Here is a 19,229-nt window from a genome sequence, read left to right as displayed (position 1 = left end):
CGCCGCCAGCGTTCGTCCTGAGCCAGGATCAAACTCTCCAAAAAGGTTTGACTTGCTCATTTAGAAACTGACGAGAATTTGTTCAATTCTCTATTATGCTCCATCACCCAACAAACCAAAGGCTTGTACATGATGATTTCGCAATGGATTTTACAAGTAAAATCCTTACTCACTCGTTGTTCAGTTTTCAAAGATCAATCGTTTTTTGTTTGTCATCCGCATCTCAGCGGCGACTTTTATAATATATCATACTAGCTTGCTGTTGGTCAAGAAGTTTTTTTGATTTTTTTCAATCAATCTTCTGCCTAACCGGTCAATCTTTTACACCCCAAATCAAACGGGCGAACATTAATGTATCATAGATTATAAGCATGCGTCAACTACCCTAATAAAGTTATTTTTAAACCGACCAAGAGAGCTACGCCAGGCAGACCCAATACCATTACAGTTCCAATGGTCATTGGATTCAGGGGAATGTAAGTCTCCGCCGCTAAACCAGTGAAATTCACAATATAAATCGCCACCGCAGAGAGAGCAAGATGAGCGCCAAATACAGTTAACCAACCCAGCCCGAGTTTCTTTCTGAAGATGATATAGATGAGCAATAATAGCGATATGCTTAGAACCCCTAGAACAACCAGTTTCATAGATACTCCTCCTTCATATGGTATAAGAACCGCAACAGCGGCCTCTTTTAGCCATTCTCTCTCTTCTGCTCGATATACTGCATCTGCGCCCCATCCAGGTTGAGCTGCTTGGCCTGTTTGAGATTCATCTGGTATTTACGTTCCGCTGCCTCCAGCATGTAGATGGCATAATCAATCTGATCCTGACCCGTAGCCTCTTGAAATAGCAGATGAGCACGTTCCCACTCCATCTGGGATCTCCGAACATCCATGAATACATGCCACATCCGCTCTTGATCCTCAATCGTGATGTAGGTTTCTTCCTCTCGCTTCTTCGACTGCTTCCACCATATCTTCATTCTGCTCACTCTCCTATGAATATGAATGTTTGGCACTGCCATTATGACCGTCTGTAACATTCATATCGAGAGGAGGACAAACTTAGAACCAAAACAAATCTTCCCTACTCTACTTTCTGCACAGCAAAAAGACAAAGAAAAAACGAGCCATCAGAATACCTTCTAATGCTCGTTCGTGTTCAGGGATTTAAGACCACCTATCCCTATACCATTATTCTTTTGAAAAAAACACTGCTGCAGCAACGCCTAATGTCCCTCCCTAATGTAAGCAAGGATTCATTTAAATTAAGCTGCGCAGGGATGGTGAGAACATATTAGTTCAATTCACGCCGTCCTTCGAGCGCCTTGGACAAGGTTACTTCATCCGCATACTCCAAGTCGCCGCCCACAGGAAGTCCATGAGCAATTCGGGTCACTTTAATATCAAATGGACGGACAAGCCGCGATATGTACATCGCCGTCGCCTCACCTTCAATATTCGCATTCGTGGCCAAAATCAATTCTTTCACTCTCTCGTCGCTAAGGCGCGTAAGCAGCTCCTTGAGACGAATTTCGTCCGGTCCAATACCCTCCATGGGAGATATCGCTCCATGAAGAACGTGATAGTAGCCGTCAAATTCCTTCGTACGCTCCATCGCCACGAGATCTTTTGCATCCTGTACTACGCAGATGGTGGAGGGATCCCGGGTCTTGTCCTGGCATACCCGGCACGGATCCGTATCGGTGATATTGCAGCAGACAGAGCAGTAATGCAGATTCCTTTTGACGCTGACTAACGCTTTGGCAAAATCAATAACATCATCTTCCTTCATGTTCAGAACATGAAAAGCCAGGCGGGCGGCCGTTTTCGGCCCCACACCCGGCAGTCGCGTAAAGGCGTCAATGAGCTTCGCGATCGGTTCAGGATAGTACAAATGTAACTACTCCTTCTAGGTTAGATTAGAACAAGCCCGGGATTTTCATGCCGCCTGTAAATTTGCCCATATCGGCATTTGCGATTTCTTCTGCCTTGGCAAGTGCGTCATTAACCGCTGTGAGCACCAAGTCCTGCAGCATTTCCACGTCATCCGGATCAACTGCCTCCGGCTTGATGTTGATGGACAGAATTTGCTTGTGCCCACTCACTTCTACGGTAACCACGCCTCCGCCGGAAGTGCCTTCAACGGTTTTGGTAGCCAGCTCTTCCTGAGCTTTCAGCATTTGCTCCTGCATCTTTTTCACTTGCTTCATCATTTGGTTCATATTATTCATGTTTCATCTCTCCTTATAATAGGGTGCACGCAGTCACGTGCTAGTCTTTTATGACAACGAGGTCTTCCCCAAATAACTGGATCGCCTCATCAATCCATGGTTTTTCTCCACCGGCTTCAGCATCAGCCACCTCGTGCTCCAGCTTAAGCTCTTCTGCCTGAGGCTTGCCTGCTCCTTCAACCGCGTCGCTCCAGTCACGAAGCATCATCGTCACCAGATGATACGGCTTGCCGAGCGTAGAATCAAGCACCCCTTCAATCACCTGCTTATTGGCAGGTTTCTCGGTCGTTTCGCGGTGGATGTTGTTTTTGAAAGCGACAAGCACCTTGTCCTCCCATACGGACACCGGCTCTCCATCCATCAGCCACGCGTGGACCGTAACCTTCTCCTCTTTTACATTCTGGAGTATTTGAGCCCACTGCCGCTGAACTGCGGTGTACTCTTCCCCGGTTCGGGAAGCTACATACTGATCCATATGCTGCGGAATCTTGGCTGATGATGCTGCTTTCGGCGCTGGTGTACGGGTAGACTTGGCAGCTTCCCGTTGGTTCGACGCTGGAACACCGTTCTGCATCAGGCGTTCCAGCTTCTTCTCGAGCGCGGCTACATGCTGCTTCAACTGAGCCAGCTCCCCGGCGTCGACTGTACCATGGGCACTTGTTGCCCCACCCGCGGATTGAGGAATACCGGAAAGCTTAAGCAGGGCTACCTCAAACAAGGTTTGCGGCTGCGAGGCGTACTTCATCTCACTCTGATAGCGGCTCAGCGTATCAATCATCTGAAATAATTCATCGCGGCTGAAGGCATTGGCCATTTCCTGAAATTCTGCCGGATTCAGAACCCGGTCGGTCAGTTTGTCGGCATCGGGCACCATCTTGATCATAAGCAAATCACGGAAATAATACAGGAGATTCTCCATGCACTTGTCGGCACTTTTTCCCTCCTGCATAAACTGCTCCACGATTTGCAGCACGAGCCCGGCATCCCCCTGTTTCACGGCGCTGGCAAGACGCCCAAACTGCTCCGAGGCAATACCACCCGTCATGTCCATGACCTGTTGATAAGACACCGTGCCACCGGTAAACGAAGCGATCTGATCCAGAATACTCAGTGCATCACGCATACCGCCATCCGATAGACGGGCAATATACTGCAGCGCTTCATGATCTGCCGTAATTCCCTCTTCCCCGCAAATCTGCTGCAATCGACCGGTTTGCTCATCAAGGGAGACCCTCCGAAAATCAAACCGCTGACAGCGTGAAATAATCGTTGCAGGAAGTCTATGGGGCTCTGTTGTCGCTAGTATAAACATCACGTGTGCCGGCGGCTCCTCCAGCGTTTTCAATAAGGCATTGAATGCTTCCGTCGTCAACATGTGCACTTCATCGATAATATAAACTTTACGCCGGACCTCGGTCGGTGCGTATTTGACCTTCTCCCGCAAATCACGGATCTCCTCGACACCGCGGTTGGATGCAGCGTCGATCTCCTGAACATCCATAACAGCTCCGGACGTTATCCGCCGGCAGGCTTCGCATTCGTTGCAGGGTTCCTCAGCCGGACCATGCTCGCAGTTCACGGCTTTGGCCAAAATTTTAGCGGCACTGGTCTTGCCCGTACCCCGTGGACCGCTGAACAGGTAGGCATGGGAAACCCGCTGCTCGCGAATGGCATTCTGCAGGGTCTGGATAATATGCTGCTGGCCCACCATGTCACCGAATGACTGCGGTCGCCAAGCACGATATAACGCGATATGTTCCACTGTGCTTTACCCTCTTTCAACTTCCACTTCACGAAGATTAATAACTAATCGGTATAGACTGCAGCCCCATCTCCGTGTGCGTTGCTCTTACTTTCATGGTCAATCTCAACCTGAAAAAGCGTGAGTTAACGGTTATATTATACTACATTCTATACTACTTTCCCCTGCCTTAGCAAAACGTTTACTTGGAAATCTTTATCCAAGTTAGCATGAAGGATTTCCCTCGATATCAGGCAGCCTCGACAAAAAACACCCTTGCCAATGGCAAAGGTGTTATGTGCAGTTATGTATACCGTGCACCTGTTATTGATAATTGCGATCCGAGCGGCAATCCTGAACAACAACTCGGGCTAGGCACCCCTCCGGCACAAAAGCGATCTTGCTTATGGCTGCTTCCTTCCGGACCTGACCAGGTTCACAAGTGCTCATTGCGGAGGACCCAACCGTCAACATTGAGTGCAGGGACCAGCCTCACATCGACAATACCTCTAACAGGAATTCAACCTCGCTACAGCGGATTGCGAGTTACAGGGCACCGCTACCTCCCCGTCTAGCACGGCGAACTTTAGTATATCGCATGGCTATCAAAAAAGCAACCGACGGAAGAAGTTACAAGGCATATCACGCCTATAGACAGACAAAAACCCTTCGGCCATAGGGGCGAAGGGTTTGTTTATTAGATACCGTATTTCTTTTTGAATCTATCAACACGACCGCCAGCATCCAGGAATTTCTGTTTACCTGTGAAGAACGGATGACAGTTCGAGCAAATCTCTACACGAAGATCTGGTTTTACAGAACCTGTTTCAAACGTATTACCGCAAGCACAAGTAACTGTAGTAACGTGATATTTCGGTTGAATATCTTGTTTCATTGTAGCTTTCACCTCTTTCCGCCCTGAGCCTCATGCGGACCCAGAGTTATATGGACACATAAACCGAGTATATCACGAGCATATTGATTGCGCAATAGCCCATACACAAAACATCAGACAAGTTCACAAATGGAATTTCACCCTGTTTTTAGCAGATAAACAACGGGCCATATACCGGTTAAATCAGAGACGTTCTCTTCTTCGGTCTTGCCTGTCCGGCAGGAGGTACATGAGTGTAGGATCCAATGACCACATCAGGTAATTCCTCTTGCATAATCTCAATGGCCTGCTTCATCCCGAGAATCTCGCCTTGTGCAGGCGGAATGAGCTGGAGATAGCTTTCAGGGTCGATATTAAGATTACGAAGCTGGATTAATTTAAGCCCAGTACGCCGGGCAAACTCAATCATGGCTTCCAGCTCTTCCTCGCGATCGGTTACGCCGGGGAAGATCAGATAGTTGATGGAAGTATACACGCCTTGGTCGGTTGCATAGCGAAGGGACTTCTCCACATTAGCGAGCGTATATCCTCTTGGTTTGTAGTATGCGTTATAATGGCCATCCAATGCACTGATGGTACTCACTCGCATCAAGTCAAGGCCCGCATCCACGATGCCGCGGATAAAATCGGTCAAACCCGCATTGGTATTAATATTGATATATCCCATATCCGTCTGTGACCGAACTTCTCTCATCGCTTCGATAATGATCTTCGCTTGTGTGGAAGGCTCACCCTCACAACCTTGGCCAAAGCTGATGATGGACTCCGGTGTTTTCAGATGTTCCAGCATCACCTGCACCAGCTCATCTACCCTCGGGCGGAAATTCATCCGGGTCTGAGGGGCGACAAAGCCGCTGTCATCCGGCTGTTCCGAGATACACCCGAAACAGCCTGCATTACAGGAATAGGATACGGGAACCGCACCCTCCCAGCGATTCAGGAACGTGTTCGATGCCGTGAGGCATTCGTATCCCAATGCACAGTTGGACAGATGCTCATAGAGCCGGTTCTCCGGATATTTCTCCTTCAGAGCCTTAACCCCAAGCTCAAGATCATTCAAATCGCAATTCATTGGATTCCACTTCTCAGGGTCATCGGACAAGCGCGCAGTTGTGTAGAATGCGCCATCCTTCCACACGACAGCCGAATAACCGAAGAGCGGCAGCTTGTATTCCTTGTCTGACTTCACATAGCCTGGCAAGCACAATCGGGTATAGCCTTGCGGCAAAAGCGCTCCGACAGCTGTATACCCGTCTTCAAGCGGCATCATTTCACCGGTCTCAGGATCCATCCCGATGGCTCGGGTACTCGGAAGGCCGACCAGCGTAGCCCCATCTGGCAGAGGTATCAATTCATCATCCAATATTTCAACGATCATATCCCCACTGCGGGCAAGCCCGTACAGCTCAGAATGGTCGTATACGTTCCCTTGTTCATCTGCATAAACCAAATACATGTTGATCTCCTATTCTCCGGTTGTTCAGGGCTTTACGTCTGAGGTGCCGTCGCTGCAGATGCACGCGATGGACGTCTGGCCGACTGGCCCTGAGTCCCGGTTCCGCTGCTGCTGTTGGCATTAACATCAAATGAAGCCAAGAATTCCGCATTGTTCTTGCTGTCGCGCATTTTTTTGAGGAACCCTTCCACAAAGTCAGCGGAATCGTTCATATTTTTACGGATTGCCCAAATGGTGTCCAGTTCATCCTTGTTCAGCAGCACCTCTTCACGCCGTGTACCCGAGCGACGAATGTCGATTGCCGGGAAAATACGACGTTCCGCGAAACGGCGGTCCAAATGCAGCTCCATATTGCCTGTTCCTTTAAATTCCTCATAAATGATATCATCCATCCGGGACCCGGTTTCAACCAAGGCAGTAGCGAGTATGGTCAGACTTCCGCCTTCTTCCACGTTACGCGCAGACCCGAAGAAACGCTTCGGACGATGGAATGCCGCAGGATCAATACCGCCGCTCAGCGTTCTGCCGGAAGGAGGAATGACCAGGTTGTATGCACGGGCAAGACGGGTAATGCTGTCCAGCAAAATAACAACGTCCTTCTTATGCTCCACCAGCCGCAATGCACGCGACAATACCAGTTCCGCAACCTTGATATGGTTCTCCGGAAGCTCGTCGAACGTTGAAGCAACCACCTCGCCCTTTACGGAACGCTGCATATCCGTTACTTCTTCTGGCCGTTCATCGATGAGTAAAACAAACAGTTCAATCTCTGGATTGTTGGTTGAGATGCTGTTGGCGATTTCTTTCAAGAGGAGCGTTTTCCCTGCTTTTGGCGGCGCCACGATCAAACCGCGTTGTCCTAAACCTACAGGTGCAAGCAAATCCATAATTCGGGTTGACAACTGATTAGGGGATGTTTCAAGAACAAGCTTTTCTTGCGGATAAAGAGGAGTCAAGGCTGGGAAGTGCAAGCGTTCCGCTGCAACGGCTGGATTCTCTCCATTTACGGCGTTAACCTGCAGCAGTCCGAAGTAACGTTCGTTCTCTTTAGGTGTTCGGCATTTGCCTGAGACCAAATCTCCGGTCCGTAAATCAAATTTGCGAATTTGGGATGCCGAGATGTATATGTCCTCCGTGCTTGGCAAATAGTTAATCGGTCTAAGGAAGCCGTATCCTTCCGGCAAAATCTCAAGTACGCCCTCCATAAACATCAAGCCGCTCTGTTCCGCCTGGGCTCGGAGAATCGCAAATATCAGTTCTTTTTTCTTCAACTGGCCATAATAAGGAATCTGATATTTCTTGGCCAGCTTATACAGATCCGTCAGCTTCATGCCTTCCAAATCGGATATTTGTAAATCCATTCAATAACCACCTATTCAATTATTTGTTTCTGTCGCAGCAGAACCTGCTGTCATGTAGTCTATTATTCTATGAGAGCTTTACTAGGAGCATTACCCAAATCAGAGGGAGATATGCAGTTCGGTCCACATATTTCCCTCATTTTGGAAAAAATCACTCTTCCTCGGTCTCACGCCATACGTCAGCACCCAGCATTCGCAGATTGGATACCAGATGATCATAACCGCGATCAATGAATTCCACGCCACTGACTTCGGTTACCCCTTCGGGTACGGTTAGACCCGCAATGACTAATGCGGCACCTGCGCGAAGGTCCGTCGCCTTGACTTTGGCTGCGTTCAGCGGCCCGCCTTCAATAATGGCTGAGCGTCCCTCCACACGGATTCTGGCCCCCATGCGAACTAACTCTGGTACATGTTTAAACCGGTTGCTATATACAAAATCACTGAGGACACTGACGCCTTCTGCTTGGGTGAGCAGGCTGGTCATCGGTGATTGCAAATCCGTTGCAAATCCAGGATATATAAGAGCCTTCACGTCGGCATGCTGATACCGGTCCTTACCGGTAACGCGAATGCTTTCGTCCAGTTCTTCGATGCCAACGCCCATCTCGATCAGCTTGGCCGTAAGGGCTTCAAGATGCTTCGGAATGACGTTGTCGATCAGAACATCACCGCGTGTAGCTGCAGCAGCAATCATATATGTACCGGCCTGAATCCGGTCTGGAATAATGGAATGACGGCAGCCATGCATCTCGGTTACGCCCTCAATCCGGATGGTCTCCGTCCCGGCGCCCTTGATGACAGCTCCCATGGAATTTAATAGTGTAGCAACATCTATAATTTCAGGCTCTTTCGCCGCATTTTCGATAATTGTGGAGCCTTTGGCCTTGGCAGCCGCCAGCATAATGTTAATGGTTGCACCAACACTGCTTACATCCAGATATATCTTAGCGCCCCGCAGCTCTTTGGCGTGCAGATGAATCGAACCGTGTTCATTGGTCACGGTCGCACCCAGGGCTTCAAAGCCCTTAATGTGCTGGTCAATGGGACGAGGTTCAAAATTACAGCCGCCCGGCAGTCCGATCACGGCTTCTTTAAATCTTCCAAGCATGGCGCCCATCATATAGTAGGACGCGCGCAGTTTCTTCACGGGTCCGTTAGGCATCGGAATAGATTTGATATCAGAAGGGTCAATTCTCATCTGATTGCCTTCCCATGAAACTTGACCGCCTAACTCTTCCAGTATCTCAGCATAAACAGCTACATCGCTGAGAAGCGGCAAATTATCAAGTACGACTTCCGATTCCGCCAGGATTGCGGCGGGAATTAACGCAATTGCACTGTTCTTGGCACCACTGATTGTTACAGTACCTCGCAGTGGGCGTCCACCGCTGATCATCAATTTTTCCATAAGCTTTCGGGTCCCCCTACATCACTTCGCAGCCGGAAATGGTTCTGATAGCCGTCATTATAGTAAATGAAATGGAAAAACACCGGCTATGCGGTGTGCTTTCCATTTCATTGTATGCAGCATAAGACAGCCTAAATATCTCAGGTGATTCCAATCGTCCTGTTATGGCCCCTAGGGCTACAAGCGACTCGAATAACTATGAATTAAGCTTGATTGTTGGAACCAAACTCACGGATTTTGCCAACAACGGTTTCTTTGATCGCTTCACGACCTGGTTTCAGGAATGTACGAGGATCGTAAGCTTCTGGTTTAGCAGCAAGCACTTCACGAACAACTTTGGAGAACGAGATTTGGTTCTCGGTGTTCACATTAATTTTGGAAGTACCCAGAGAGATGGCTTTCTTGATATCATGAGTCGGAATCCCCGTACCACCATGAAGCACCAATGGAAGCTTCACTGCATTACGGATTTCTTCCATCTCTTTGAAACCAAGGTTTGGCTCGCCTTTGTAAGGACCGTGAACAGAACCAAGCGCAGGTGCCAGTGTATCGATGCCTGTCTCATTCACGATGCGTACACAGTCGTCCAGCTTCGCGTACATTACGTCACCGATTACGTCATCTTCTTGTCCGCCGACCATGCCTACTTCAGCCTCAACGGAAACACCTTTGGAATGAGCGTATTCAACCACTTGCTTCGTTGTTTCGATATTCGTGTCAATCGGGCTGTGGGAATCATCGATCATAACCGAAGTGAATCCTGCGTCGATTGCTTCTTTACACTTCTCAACACTTGAACCGTGGTCAAGGTGAATGGCAACAGGAACTGTTACTTTCAGATCCTCCATCAGACCTTTTACCATGTGTACAACGGTGCTGAATCCACCCATATAACGAGCTGCGCCTTCAGAAACACCCAGAATGACTGGAGATTTCTCTTGCTCAGCTGCTTCAAGAATTGCATATGTCCACTCCAGGTTATTGATGTTGTATTGACCAACAGCATATTTACCTTCAAGTGCTTTGTTCAGCATGTCTGTCATTGATACTAATGGCATGGTTTCATCCTCCTAAAGATGCTTAGTTTGTCTATGGTTTTTAGCCGATATAACATACGGCCTTATTATACCACATCGCGTCATAAATACTAAACAAGCATTTCCTAAAATGCTGCGACGGACCTCACATTCTGGCAAAAAAAAGAATTCCGCCCTTTGAGCAGAATTCATAGTTCAACCGATATTGTTGGCGGTCCCTTTTAACTGCATATTGACGGCTTGCCGCATCTCATCAATATCAAAAGGTTTGGTGAAATGCATCAGTGCGCCAAGATCGGTTGCTTCCTTGATCATGTCGAGTTCCCCGTAAGCTGTCATCATGATCACCTTGATGTCCGGATTCATCTGTTTAATATGCTTCAAAATCTCAAGCCCGTCCATTCCAGGAATTTTCATATCCAGCAGCACCAGATCCGGCGTGTGCAGCTTTACAATTTCAAGCGCTGCCTTTCCGTTCGCCGCTTGAAACGTCTCGTACCCTTCACTGCTGAACACTTCCACAAGCAGGATGCGGATACCGTTCTGGTCATCCACAATCAACACTTTGTGTTTGCTTTGTTTGCTCATCCTTCCAACCTCCCAATACTTAAATCGTGCAATGAGTATATGCAAACTCGAAAGTTCCTAACTTTCCCATAAACCGACCATTATTTGTATTCGCCTGTAGATGTCGAATTCCTTCCTATCTCGAAAAAAGTACGAAAAAAAGATAAATGGATAGCTGTAAACAAAGTCGACAGCAAGGATGTTTACTTCGAACCCTGTCCAAAAACTTTACAAACGCGCCGAAAACATAAAATAAAGTCAAAAAAGAGCCTCTTCAAAAGAGGCTCTTCCCATATTATGCTTTGTGCTGAATCGAAGCTTTTACAAATTCACGGAACAGCGGCTGCGGACGGTTTGGACGGGAAGTGAACTCCGGATGGAATTGCACAGCAAGGAACCATGGATGTCCTGGCAGTTCCACAATTTCAACCAAGCGTCCATCCGGAGATGTACCGGAAATACGCAAGCCTGCTTTCTCGATATCTTCACGGTATTGGTTGTTGAATTCATACCGGTGGCGATGTCTTTCATAAACCAGCTCATCCTGATAGCAGGACTCCGCAAGTGATCCCGGAACCAGCTTGCATGGATACAATCCAAGACGCATCGTACCGCCGAGATCCTCAATGTCTTTCTGCTCCGGCAGAAGATCGATGACCGGATATTCAGTAGCCGGATCGATCTCAGAGCTGTTCGCACCACTCAGTCCCAGAATGGAGCGGGCATATTCGATAACCGACACCTGCATGCCAAGGCAGATACCGAAGAATGGAATATTGCGCTCGCGAGCATAACGAATTGCACTGATCTTACCCTCGATACCCCGGTCACCAAATCCGCCCGGTACGAGGATGCCGCCTATGCCATTCAGCATATCTTCGACGTTGTCTGCCGTAATTTCTTCGGCATTTACCCAGCGGACCTTCACTTCGGCATTCGCATCAAATCCGGCGTGGGATAATGACTCAACAACACTAAGGTACGCATCATGGAGCGCGACATATTTACCAACAATTGCGATCTCAACAGTCTTCTCCAGCTTGGATACGCGTTCTACGAGATCTTCCCACTCGCTCATATCCGGTGCCGGTGTCGTTAATTTCAAATGATTGACTACAATTTCATCAAGACCTTCATCACGCAAATTCAGCGGTACCTCATACAGTGAGGACGCATCGCGGCATTCTACGACCGCGTTAGGATCGATGTCGCAGAAGAGCGCGATTTTCGCTTTCATCTCGGTTGAAAGCTCATGTTCTGTACGGCAGACAATGACATTTGGCTGAATGCCGATACTGCGAAGTTCTTTTACACTGTGCTGGGTCGGCTTCGTTTTCACTTCACCAGCTGCCTTAATATATGGAATGAGGGTTACATGAATATACATGACGTTCTCACGGCCAACGTCGCTCTTGATTTGACGGATGGCCTCAAGGAAAGGAAGGCTTTCGATATCACCAACCGTGCCGCCGATTTCGGTAATGACTACATCCGAACCCGCTTCACGGCCTGCACGGAATACGCGCTCTTTAATTTCATTCGTAATATGAGGGATAACCTGCACGGTGCCGCCCAAATATTCTCCCCGACGCTCCTTGCTGATGACAGATGAGTATACTTTACCTGTTGTCACATTGCTGTTCTTCGATAGGTTAATATCGATGAAGCGCTCATAGTGTCCCAGGTCCAGGTCGGTTTCCGCACCATCGTCAGTAACGAACACTTCGCCATGCTGGTATGGACTCATGGTGCCCGGATCTATATTAATGTACGGATCGAATTTCTGAATCGTTACCTTGAGCCCTCTGTTCTTAAGCAATCTACCGAGCGAAGCGGCGGTAATTCCCTTACCAAGAGATGACACGACTCCGCCTGTTACAAAAATATACTTTGTCACTGTTAAAAACCCTCCTATATAATCTCCATAACTTCAGGCGACATATGATGTTTATCCTAACCCGTTTTCCCCTGATTCATCAGAGGGACCAACAAAAAGCATGGCTCGCTTCCAAAAATGGTGAGCGAGCTGACCTCCGACCTATTACAAACCGCATATACTTGACGCTTCAATGATCCTCGTATAGAGCTGCCTGCACGGCATCATACCGGCGCCGAGCGATTCCGAAATCTCATCACATCTCATCCAAGCACCTAAATCTTAATCGGCACGAAGCTTGGCAAGAGACATCCGCCAAGGCGGATTATTCACTGCAGAGATCAGTACTTCCCTACAAGCAGGATACTTTCTAGCCCACAAGAAAAACGCCTATCGACATACTCCATAGAAGACAGACCCAATTTTTTATGGTAAGTTTTCTTGCGATTTCAGGTCCAGAAGCTAGCGTCGTCTGCACTTTCTAATACCTTAAAAACAAAAAAAGTGACCCCGAATAAATAACGGGGCACTTTTATATTAAACATATTTAATCCACAATCATAAGCCCAAGCAATAGTTTACTCTGTGCCTTATCTGCTTGTCAAGAGAAGAACAAAGCTCAAAATTCCCCAATCACCTGACACCGTAAAACAAAGTCATAAACAAAGCAGACGGGCCCATAAGCCGCTGCTGAGAGACGGATTAATCCTTATCCTTTTCCTCAAATTCTTCCTCTTCCAGATCCTCTTCTTCCTCGGATTCTGAATCTTCATCCTCCAATTCGTCATCATCCAGAACAACGTCTTCATCTACTTCATCTTCGGCATCGTCATCATCCGAGAAGAGATCATCGTGATCATCATCGTCATCGTCGATGCTGTCAAAATCATCCTCGGTTTCGTCGGCACTGTAAGTTTCCTCTTCATCCGTGAAGTCGTCATCATCGTCGTCTTCATCATTAATGATCCGCGGACGCTTCGCGTTCGCAATCGGATCTTCGGACTTCTCAAGCGGGTACCAACGCTTCAGTCCCCACAGATTCGTTCCTACACATGCGAAACGTCCGTCTATATTGATCTCGGTATATAACTGGGCAATCGTTTCGTTAATTTCCTTTTCCGTAAAGCCGCGAAGCTTGGCCACCTCATTCATAAGGTCACGGTAATAATACGGCGTGTTCGCCGCCTTCAGAACCATAAAAGCCAGGTCAACCATTGGGATTTCCTGAATCTTCTCCGGATCGATCTTTAAATTGAGCGGATTACTCACTAACGCACACTTCCTCTCACACAAATCTTCACGTTATACCCTCAACATATCCATTATCAAAACTAAGTAAAACCTATTTGGAAATAAAAATCAAGTTTTTATGCGCCACGGCCCGTCCGATACCAAAAAGGAAAAAGACGGAGACTCTTCCTCTCCGTCTTCTGACTGTACCCGCCCCAAGGATCGACTCCTTACGGGATAGATAAGAGAACCTTGATATTCTCTCCATGTATCTTATGTTCGCCCTTCTGCTTTGACACGCGAATCAGGGCCTATTTCCCGGAAAAAGGGCAACATCCCATTCGGGCTCTCACCCCGACTCATACAATACTGAAGCAACGGTTCATCGAGAAGGGAGATTGCCACACATGGATTACACCCGGATCATGCAATCACTACTGACAGAGACGAACCCTATGCGGAACGTCCGGGACAAGAACCGGCGGCTCCTCACGTTTCATGACCCTCAGCTGTACCAGGAATGCATCAGCGAATGGAATCGGCTCGCGGGGAAAGCGCGTTTCCCGGAATCGATCAGCTACTCGCCGCTTACCCACACCATCATCGCTCCGGCTCCCCAGACAGCGAAGTTTGAAGCGGAGTTTCGACATGAGCTGATGGTCGAGGAGGATGAACAGGTTCATATCCAGGCCATACAGGGAACAATTGGAACGTTAACCGGGATCCCATGGGGTATCAAGCAAATCAAAGCACCTCATGCCTGGTCTATCTCGACAGGACACCGCATGAAGATTGCCGTTATTGACACAGGTGTGGATTTTTCTCATCCGGATCTGAAATACTCGCTGACCAGGGGGATCAATCTGGTTCATCGAAACATGCCGCCGTACGATGACAATGGGCACGGAACGCATATTTCGGGCACGATCGCTGCCGCGAACAGCACGCAAGGCATGATCGGCGTTGCCCCCCGATCTGTGGTATATCCTGTTAAGGCCTTTGATCATAACGGGTCCGCCTTCGTATCGGATATTATTCTGGCAATCGATTGGTGCGTACGCGCCGAGATCGATATCATCAATATGAGTTTCGGTATGCAGACCCGAAGCCGCGCACTGCTGGATATCGTAGGCAAGGCCAACCAAGCAGGCGTCATTATTGTTGCATCCTCCGGCAATGACGGCAAACGCCGTACAGCTGACTATCCCGCCCGCTATCCCCAAACCATATCTGTCGGAGCTACCGATCGCCACCGAAAAATTCCAGCCTTCAGCAATCGCGGGCAATTTGTAGATATTTATGCACCTGGAGACAAAATCGTGTCGGCCTGGCTGCAGGGAAAATACCACGAGATGAGCGGTACCTCCATGGCCACTTCTCATGTCAGCGGAACCATCGCCCTGCTGCTTGCGCAAAAGCCTGATCTGAAAACGGCAACCATCAAAGCCCTGCTGCGGCGTACCTCCTCTCCACTCAAGCTCAAAAAAGGATACAGCGTCTCCGACGGAGAGGTTAATGCTTTCAAATTTTTGCGCGAGGGCATGAAATTATAATCTTGCACTTAAGAATGGACCACAAAAATGAAATTCGCTTACAAAAAAACAGCCGCCTTCCCCCACGGAAAGACGGCTGTTGTCACCTATATCAAGGAAAGTTGAACCAAAACTCCATTACATACGTTCTGGCGCCGATACGCCCATCAGGCGAAGCACGTTAGCGATTACGGTACGAACAGCTCCAAGGAGAGCAAGACGTGCCTGTGTCTGATCCGCATCCTCTGTAATAACACGCTCGGCTCTATAGTAGCTGTGGAACGAAGAAGCCAGCTCATATACATAACGGATGAGTCTGTGCGGAGCATAGTTATCCGCAGCAAGCGACACTTCCTGCGGGAGTTCCCCGATTTTGCGCAAAATGTCGTATTCATGCTCGGCGGTGAGCACGCTCAGGTTCACTTCAGCTAGCGGCAGCAGGTTGATCCCTTGCTCCTCGGCTTGGCGGAATACGCTGCAAATACGTGCGTGTGCGTATTGTACATAGAACACCGGGTTTTCATTGGACGTAGAAACTGCCAAATCCATATCGAAATCCAGATGGGAATCCATGCTGCGCATCGTGAAGAAGTAACGAATCGCGTCCACACCTACTTCATCCATCAGGTCTTCCATCGTTACCGCTTTGCCGGTACGCTTGGACATCTTCACTTTCTCGCCATCCTGGAACAAGCTGACCATCTGGGCGATCAATACAATCAGTTTGTCCGGATCATTGCCAAGCGCCTCCATGGCAGCCTTCATACGCGGGACATAACCGTGGTGGTCCGCTCCCCAAATATTGAGGATCTTGTCGTATCCGCGCTCGTATTTGTTGCGGTGGTAGGCAATATCCGGTGTCAGGTAAGTATAGGTTCCGTCATTCTTAACGAGGACGCGGTCCTTATCATCCCCATAGTCGGTTGTACGAAGCCAGGTTGCTCCATCCTTCTCGTAGGCCTCGCCTTTTGATCTCAGCTCTTCCAGAGACTTCTCGACAAGACCGTCCTCGTACAGGGACGTTTCGCTAAACCATTCGTCAAAATGAACGCGGAATCGATTCAAATCGCGTTTGATTTTGCCCAGTTCCTTCTCGAGCCCGAACTCACGGAAAAAGGCTGTTCTCTCTCCAGGGCTCATGGACAACAAGGAATCGCCTTTCTCAGCCACAAGCTCTTTGGCAAAACCTTTGATATCTTCGCCATGGTAGCCGTCTTCCGGCATTTCGGCATCCTGACCCAGCTCTTGCAAATACCGAGCTTCCAGGGATTTAATCAGGTTCACGACCTGATTGCCTGCATCATTAATGTAATACTCGCGCGTTACTTCGTATCCTGCATAGTCGAGCACATTGCAGAGCGCATCGCCTACGGCTGCGCCGCGGGCATGGCCCAGGTGCAGGCTTCCTGTCGGATTGGCACTGACAAACTCCATCTGAACCTTCTGTCCCTCGCCGATGGTAATCCGTCCGTAGTTGTCACCCTGCTCTTGAACCAAAGCTACGATGGGATAGAGGTAACCCTTGTCCAGGGTAAAATTAATAAAACCCGGTCCGGCAATCTCCGCTTTCTCAATGGAAGCTTTCGTCGTGTCCAAATGCTCCAGAATAGCCTCGGCAATTTGCCGGGGATTCTTCTTGGCGATACGCGTCAGCTGCATCGCAGCATTCGTTGCCAAATCACCGTGCGATTTATCCTTCGGCACTTCCAGCGTAATGGCCGGCAGCTCCTCACGGGAAACCAGCCCTGCAGCCACGGCAGCGTCCGCTACCGCTTCGGAAACCAGCCCGTTAATGTGATCTAATGGATTCATAGTCATGATTCTTGTGCCTCCTGAATAGTCAAACTAATAGAAAAGTGTCCCGAAAACTCGCCCGACACATATAAATCATACGCCCAAGCCGCGCGTCCGGACATGCCCTCAAGCGCCAGCTCCAGACGCTGGGTATGCGTAGACAGATTAAATGAAGTGAACGGAGAGCGGTAGTAACCCGGTAACCGCTGACCCAGCTGAAACGACTGCTCGGATTCCACCTCGCCGTGCCGAATCAGCTTAAGCCCGTCCTCCGTCAGCTTGAGCATCGCCCGGGTTTCCCCTTGATGCGGCCCGAGTGCGGGTTCTGTATAACGAACATACAGAGCACTCCCTTTGATAAAAGCCTCTGCGGGCAGCTCCTGTACCGTATTCTCCCCTTCGTGAAGGCTGTGAAGACGGATGCTCACTTGTTTTCGGTCGTTCATGTACGTTCCTCTTTTCCTTACCTATTGTATTACTATATCCAGTATGGCCTTGCAATTCAAATGAGGATTTTAGCAAAAGTCAAATATATGAGCCTCTATCTCCAATTTCCCTGCCCATCACTCGGGCCATTCACTGGAATTCAACACGTCAATTCCACTAGTGCTTCGATAACAGAATAGGCCTGATTCATGAAGAATCAGGCACTCCCTATCGACTTGGTTTACAGCGGCAGCAGCGCTACCCTCTCCTGTGCTTCCAGCTTGGCAATCATGTCGTTCCATGCCTGTGGCTTCTCAGGCAGGACGGCATAATATCGCTTCAGGAAGTTCACAATCAGATCTGCAGGCAGTTCATCCACAGTGTCATCACCCGGCATAAAGCAGAAATCGAGCCCGCTCACCGCTTCGCCATCGTTGTTCCAGGATGGATGGACATACGTGAGATCCGTGCGTTTATAGCCAAGATGCGACAGCACCTCACGACGAACAAACGGATCCATCGGCTTCACCCCGCCAAATGCATAGTCCAGCACCTGGTAGGGATCGTAAATCTCGGCAAACATGCCGAACAGCTCTTTACCGTTCGCTGCTGCCAGTTGGTTCAGATCCTTCAGGCGATGCAGCGCCAGAAATCGGCCGATGCCAAGCCCTTCGCGTCCGATGATGGTGAAATCAGTCATCGCCACATTCCAGTCCTCGTAATAACGATACTCCGTCGTACCGACCACCTCTTCTTCATGCAGGGCAACAAATACCCGAATACCCGGATCTTCCAGCGGTTCCTTCCATAGACTGAACTCCAGCACTTCTTCCGGAGGAAAGACTTCCTTCATCAGATTGTGCATTTTGCGAAACAAGGGATCGTTAATACTCGTTATGCGAATATATTCCACTTCGTAAAACCTCCTTATATATGAAGTTGTTTATTTAACGTTCGGGAGAATGATGGTGCAATTGACACGTCATCATCCTCTAAACGGGTTCTTCCATTCCATCAGAGCACCGTAATTGCAGGACTCCGCATCCTCCAGATATTCGGCAGCCACTCCGATAGGCGTTCTGCCGCAGCGCAGCAGGAACGTAATCACCGGATCTTTCAGATCCCCCTGGACTACCGCGTCCAGATACTCCGCAGCTGACATCTCATCGGCATGACGATGATATCCCGGCATCCGTCCACCGCCAAGCAGCCGGTCCAGTCCCTGTTCGACCGTCACATGATACAGCGACTGGATCAGCCACTTGCCGAGGCCAAGCTTACGAAAGCGTGGCCTGACGCAAATATCGGCGATGTAAAGCGTATTTCCCTCCGGCTTATGCGTCCGAATATATCCGTTATCCGTTGTGTCCGCCCAAGAATGAGCGGGCTGCAGCGGATCGTAATCCACGATGAGCGAAGTGATCGACCCGGCGAGCACGCCGTCTACTTCAACACATAGTGCACCTTCTGGAAACAAAGTGACATGCTGCATTAGCTGTTCCTTGTTCCACCATTGCTCCGGCGGATACGGGGGCGGGAACGTCTCGGATTGGATGACGATCAGCTCGTCAAAGTCTGCTTCCGTGTAGCTTCGAACGACAACCGGCACCGGCCGGTTGTCGTCAAATACATAAAACCGTTGCTGAAACCGGGCCATTTCCTCTGCA

General features: G+C 49.1%; 18 protein-coding genes and 1 other RNA gene. 1 reads left to right on the top strand and 18 read right to left on the bottom strand.

Features of this window, described 5'->3' with window-relative positions; genetic code table 11:
* Positions 1–380 precede the first annotated feature (380 nt).
* The 14 genes from M2277_RS30150 to rpoE form a co-directional block, all read right to left on the bottom strand.
* On the bottom strand, positions 381–647 hold the full coding sequence (locus tag M2277_RS30150; RefSeq protein WP_006207511.1) for a pro-sigmaK processing inhibitor BofA family protein: 267 nt from the start codon (positions 645–647) through the stop codon (positions 381–383).
* A 47-nt stretch (positions 648–694) separates the two neighbouring features.
* On the bottom strand, positions 695–985 hold the full coding sequence (locus M2277_RS30145) for a hypothetical protein (RefSeq protein ID WP_006207510.1): 291 nt from the start codon (positions 983–985) through the stop codon (positions 695–697).
* A gap of 314 nt (positions 986–1,299) precedes the next feature.
* Positions 1,300–1,899, bottom strand: a complete 600-nt coding sequence (recR, locus tag M2277_RS30140; RefSeq protein WP_006207509.1) for a recombination mediator RecR — start codon at positions 1,897–1,899, stop codon at positions 1,300–1,302.
* A gap of 25 nt (positions 1,900–1,924) precedes the next feature.
* Complete coding sequence (locus tag M2277_RS30135) at positions 1,925–2,236, bottom strand: YbaB/EbfC family nucleoid-associated protein (protein WP_006207508.1); 312 nt, start codon at positions 2,234–2,236, stop codon at positions 1,925–1,927.
* A gap of 40 nt (positions 2,237–2,276) precedes the next feature.
* Positions 2,277–3,998, bottom strand: a complete 1,722-nt coding sequence (dnaX, locus tag M2277_RS30130; RefSeq protein WP_036642929.1) for a DNA polymerase III subunit gamma/tau — start codon at positions 3,996–3,998, stop codon at positions 2,277–2,279.
* Between the two features lie 292 nt (positions 3,999–4,290).
* Positions 4,291–4,557, bottom strand: an RNA gene (gene ffs, locus M2277_RS30125) — signal recognition particle sRNA large type.
* 117 nt (positions 4,558–4,674) lie between these two features.
* Positions 4,675–4,872, bottom strand: a complete 198-nt coding sequence (rpmE, locus tag M2277_RS30120; RefSeq protein ID WP_006207505.1) for a 50S ribosomal protein L31 — start codon at positions 4,870–4,872, stop codon at positions 4,675–4,677.
* 178 nt (positions 4,873–5,050) lie between these two features.
* Positions 5,051–6,328: a radical SAM family protein gene (locus M2277_RS30115; RefSeq protein ID WP_036642927.1), complete on the bottom strand. Its 1,278-nt coding sequence runs from the start codon at positions 6,326–6,328 to the stop codon at positions 5,051–5,053.
* Between the two features lie 32 nt (positions 6,329–6,360).
* Entirely contained in the window at positions 6,361–7,689 is a 1,329-nt protein-coding gene (gene rho / locus M2277_RS30110; RefSeq protein WP_036642926.1) for a transcription termination factor Rho, read from the bottom strand.
* A 151-nt stretch (positions 7,690–7,840) separates the two neighbouring features.
* On the bottom strand, positions 7,841–9,100 hold the full coding sequence (locus tag M2277_RS30105) for a UDP-N-acetylglucosamine 1-carboxyvinyltransferase (RefSeq protein ID WP_006207502.1): 1,260 nt from the start codon (positions 9,098–9,100) through the stop codon (positions 7,841–7,843).
* A gap of 203 nt (positions 9,101–9,303) precedes the next feature.
* Entirely contained in the window at positions 9,304–10,158 is an 855-nt protein-coding gene (gene fba / locus M2277_RS30100) for a class II fructose-1,6-bisphosphate aldolase (protein ID WP_006207501.1), read from the bottom strand.
* 174 nt (positions 10,159–10,332) lie between these two features.
* Positions 10,333–10,725 (bottom strand): response regulator, encoded by a 393-nt coding sequence (locus M2277_RS30095; protein ID WP_006207500.1) that lies wholly within the window; start codon positions 10,723–10,725, stop codon positions 10,333–10,335.
* 274 nt (positions 10,726–10,999) lie between these two features.
* Positions 11,000–12,601, bottom strand: coding sequence for a CTP synthase (locus M2277_RS30090; protein ID WP_036642924.1), 1,602 nt, complete (start codon positions 12,599–12,601; stop codon positions 11,000–11,002).
* A 681-nt stretch (positions 12,602–13,282) separates the two neighbouring features.
* Positions 13,283–13,849 carry a DNA-directed RNA polymerase subunit delta gene (rpoE, locus tag M2277_RS30085; RefSeq protein ID WP_036642922.1) on the bottom strand — a complete coding sequence of 189 codons (567 nt, stop codon included), beginning with the start codon at positions 13,847–13,849 and terminating at the stop codon, positions 13,283–13,285.
* A 368-nt stretch (positions 13,850–14,217) separates the two neighbouring features.
* Here rpoE and M2277_RS30080 point away from each other — a divergent pair, with 368 nt between their 5' ends.
* Positions 14,218–15,363, top strand: coding sequence for a S8 family peptidase (locus tag M2277_RS30080; protein ID WP_036642920.1), 1,146 nt, complete (start codon positions 14,218–14,220; stop codon positions 15,361–15,363).
* Positions 15,364–15,480: 117 nt separating this feature from the next.
* Here M2277_RS30080 and argS read toward each other — a convergent pair whose 3' ends face one another.
* The 4 genes from argS to M2277_RS30060 all read right to left on the bottom strand — a co-directional run bounded on the left by argS (position 15,481) and on the right by M2277_RS30060 (position 19,219).
* Entirely contained in the window at positions 15,481–17,160 is a 1,680-nt protein-coding gene (gene argS / locus M2277_RS30075) for an arginine--tRNA ligase (protein ID WP_280756300.1), read from the bottom strand.
* Positions 17,157–17,582, bottom strand: a complete 426-nt coding sequence (locus M2277_RS30070) for a YwiB family protein (RefSeq protein ID WP_006207495.1) — start codon at positions 17,580–17,582, stop codon at positions 17,157–17,159. The genes argS and M2277_RS30070 overlap by 4 nt, the downstream gene beginning before the upstream one ends.
* 221 nt (positions 17,583–17,803) lie before the next feature.
* On the bottom strand, positions 17,804–18,475 hold the full coding sequence (locus M2277_RS30065; RefSeq protein ID WP_006207494.1) for a hypothetical protein: 672 nt from the start codon (positions 18,473–18,475) through the stop codon (positions 17,804–17,806).
* 72 nt (positions 18,476–18,547) lie between these two features.
* Entirely contained in the window at positions 18,548–19,219 is a 672-nt protein-coding gene (locus tag M2277_RS30060; RefSeq protein ID WP_280756299.1) for a GNAT family N-acetyltransferase, read from the bottom strand.
* Between the last annotated feature and the right edge of the window lie 10 nt (positions 19,220–19,229).

Origin of the sequence: Paenibacillus sp. LBL, from assembly GCF_029893715.1 — a bacterium.
GTDB classification, from domain to species: domain Bacteria; phylum Bacillota; class Bacilli; order Paenibacillales; family Paenibacillaceae; genus Paenibacillus_AQ; species Paenibacillus_AQ glucanolyticus.
This window is presented reverse-complemented; position numbering and strand designations above follow the sequence as displayed.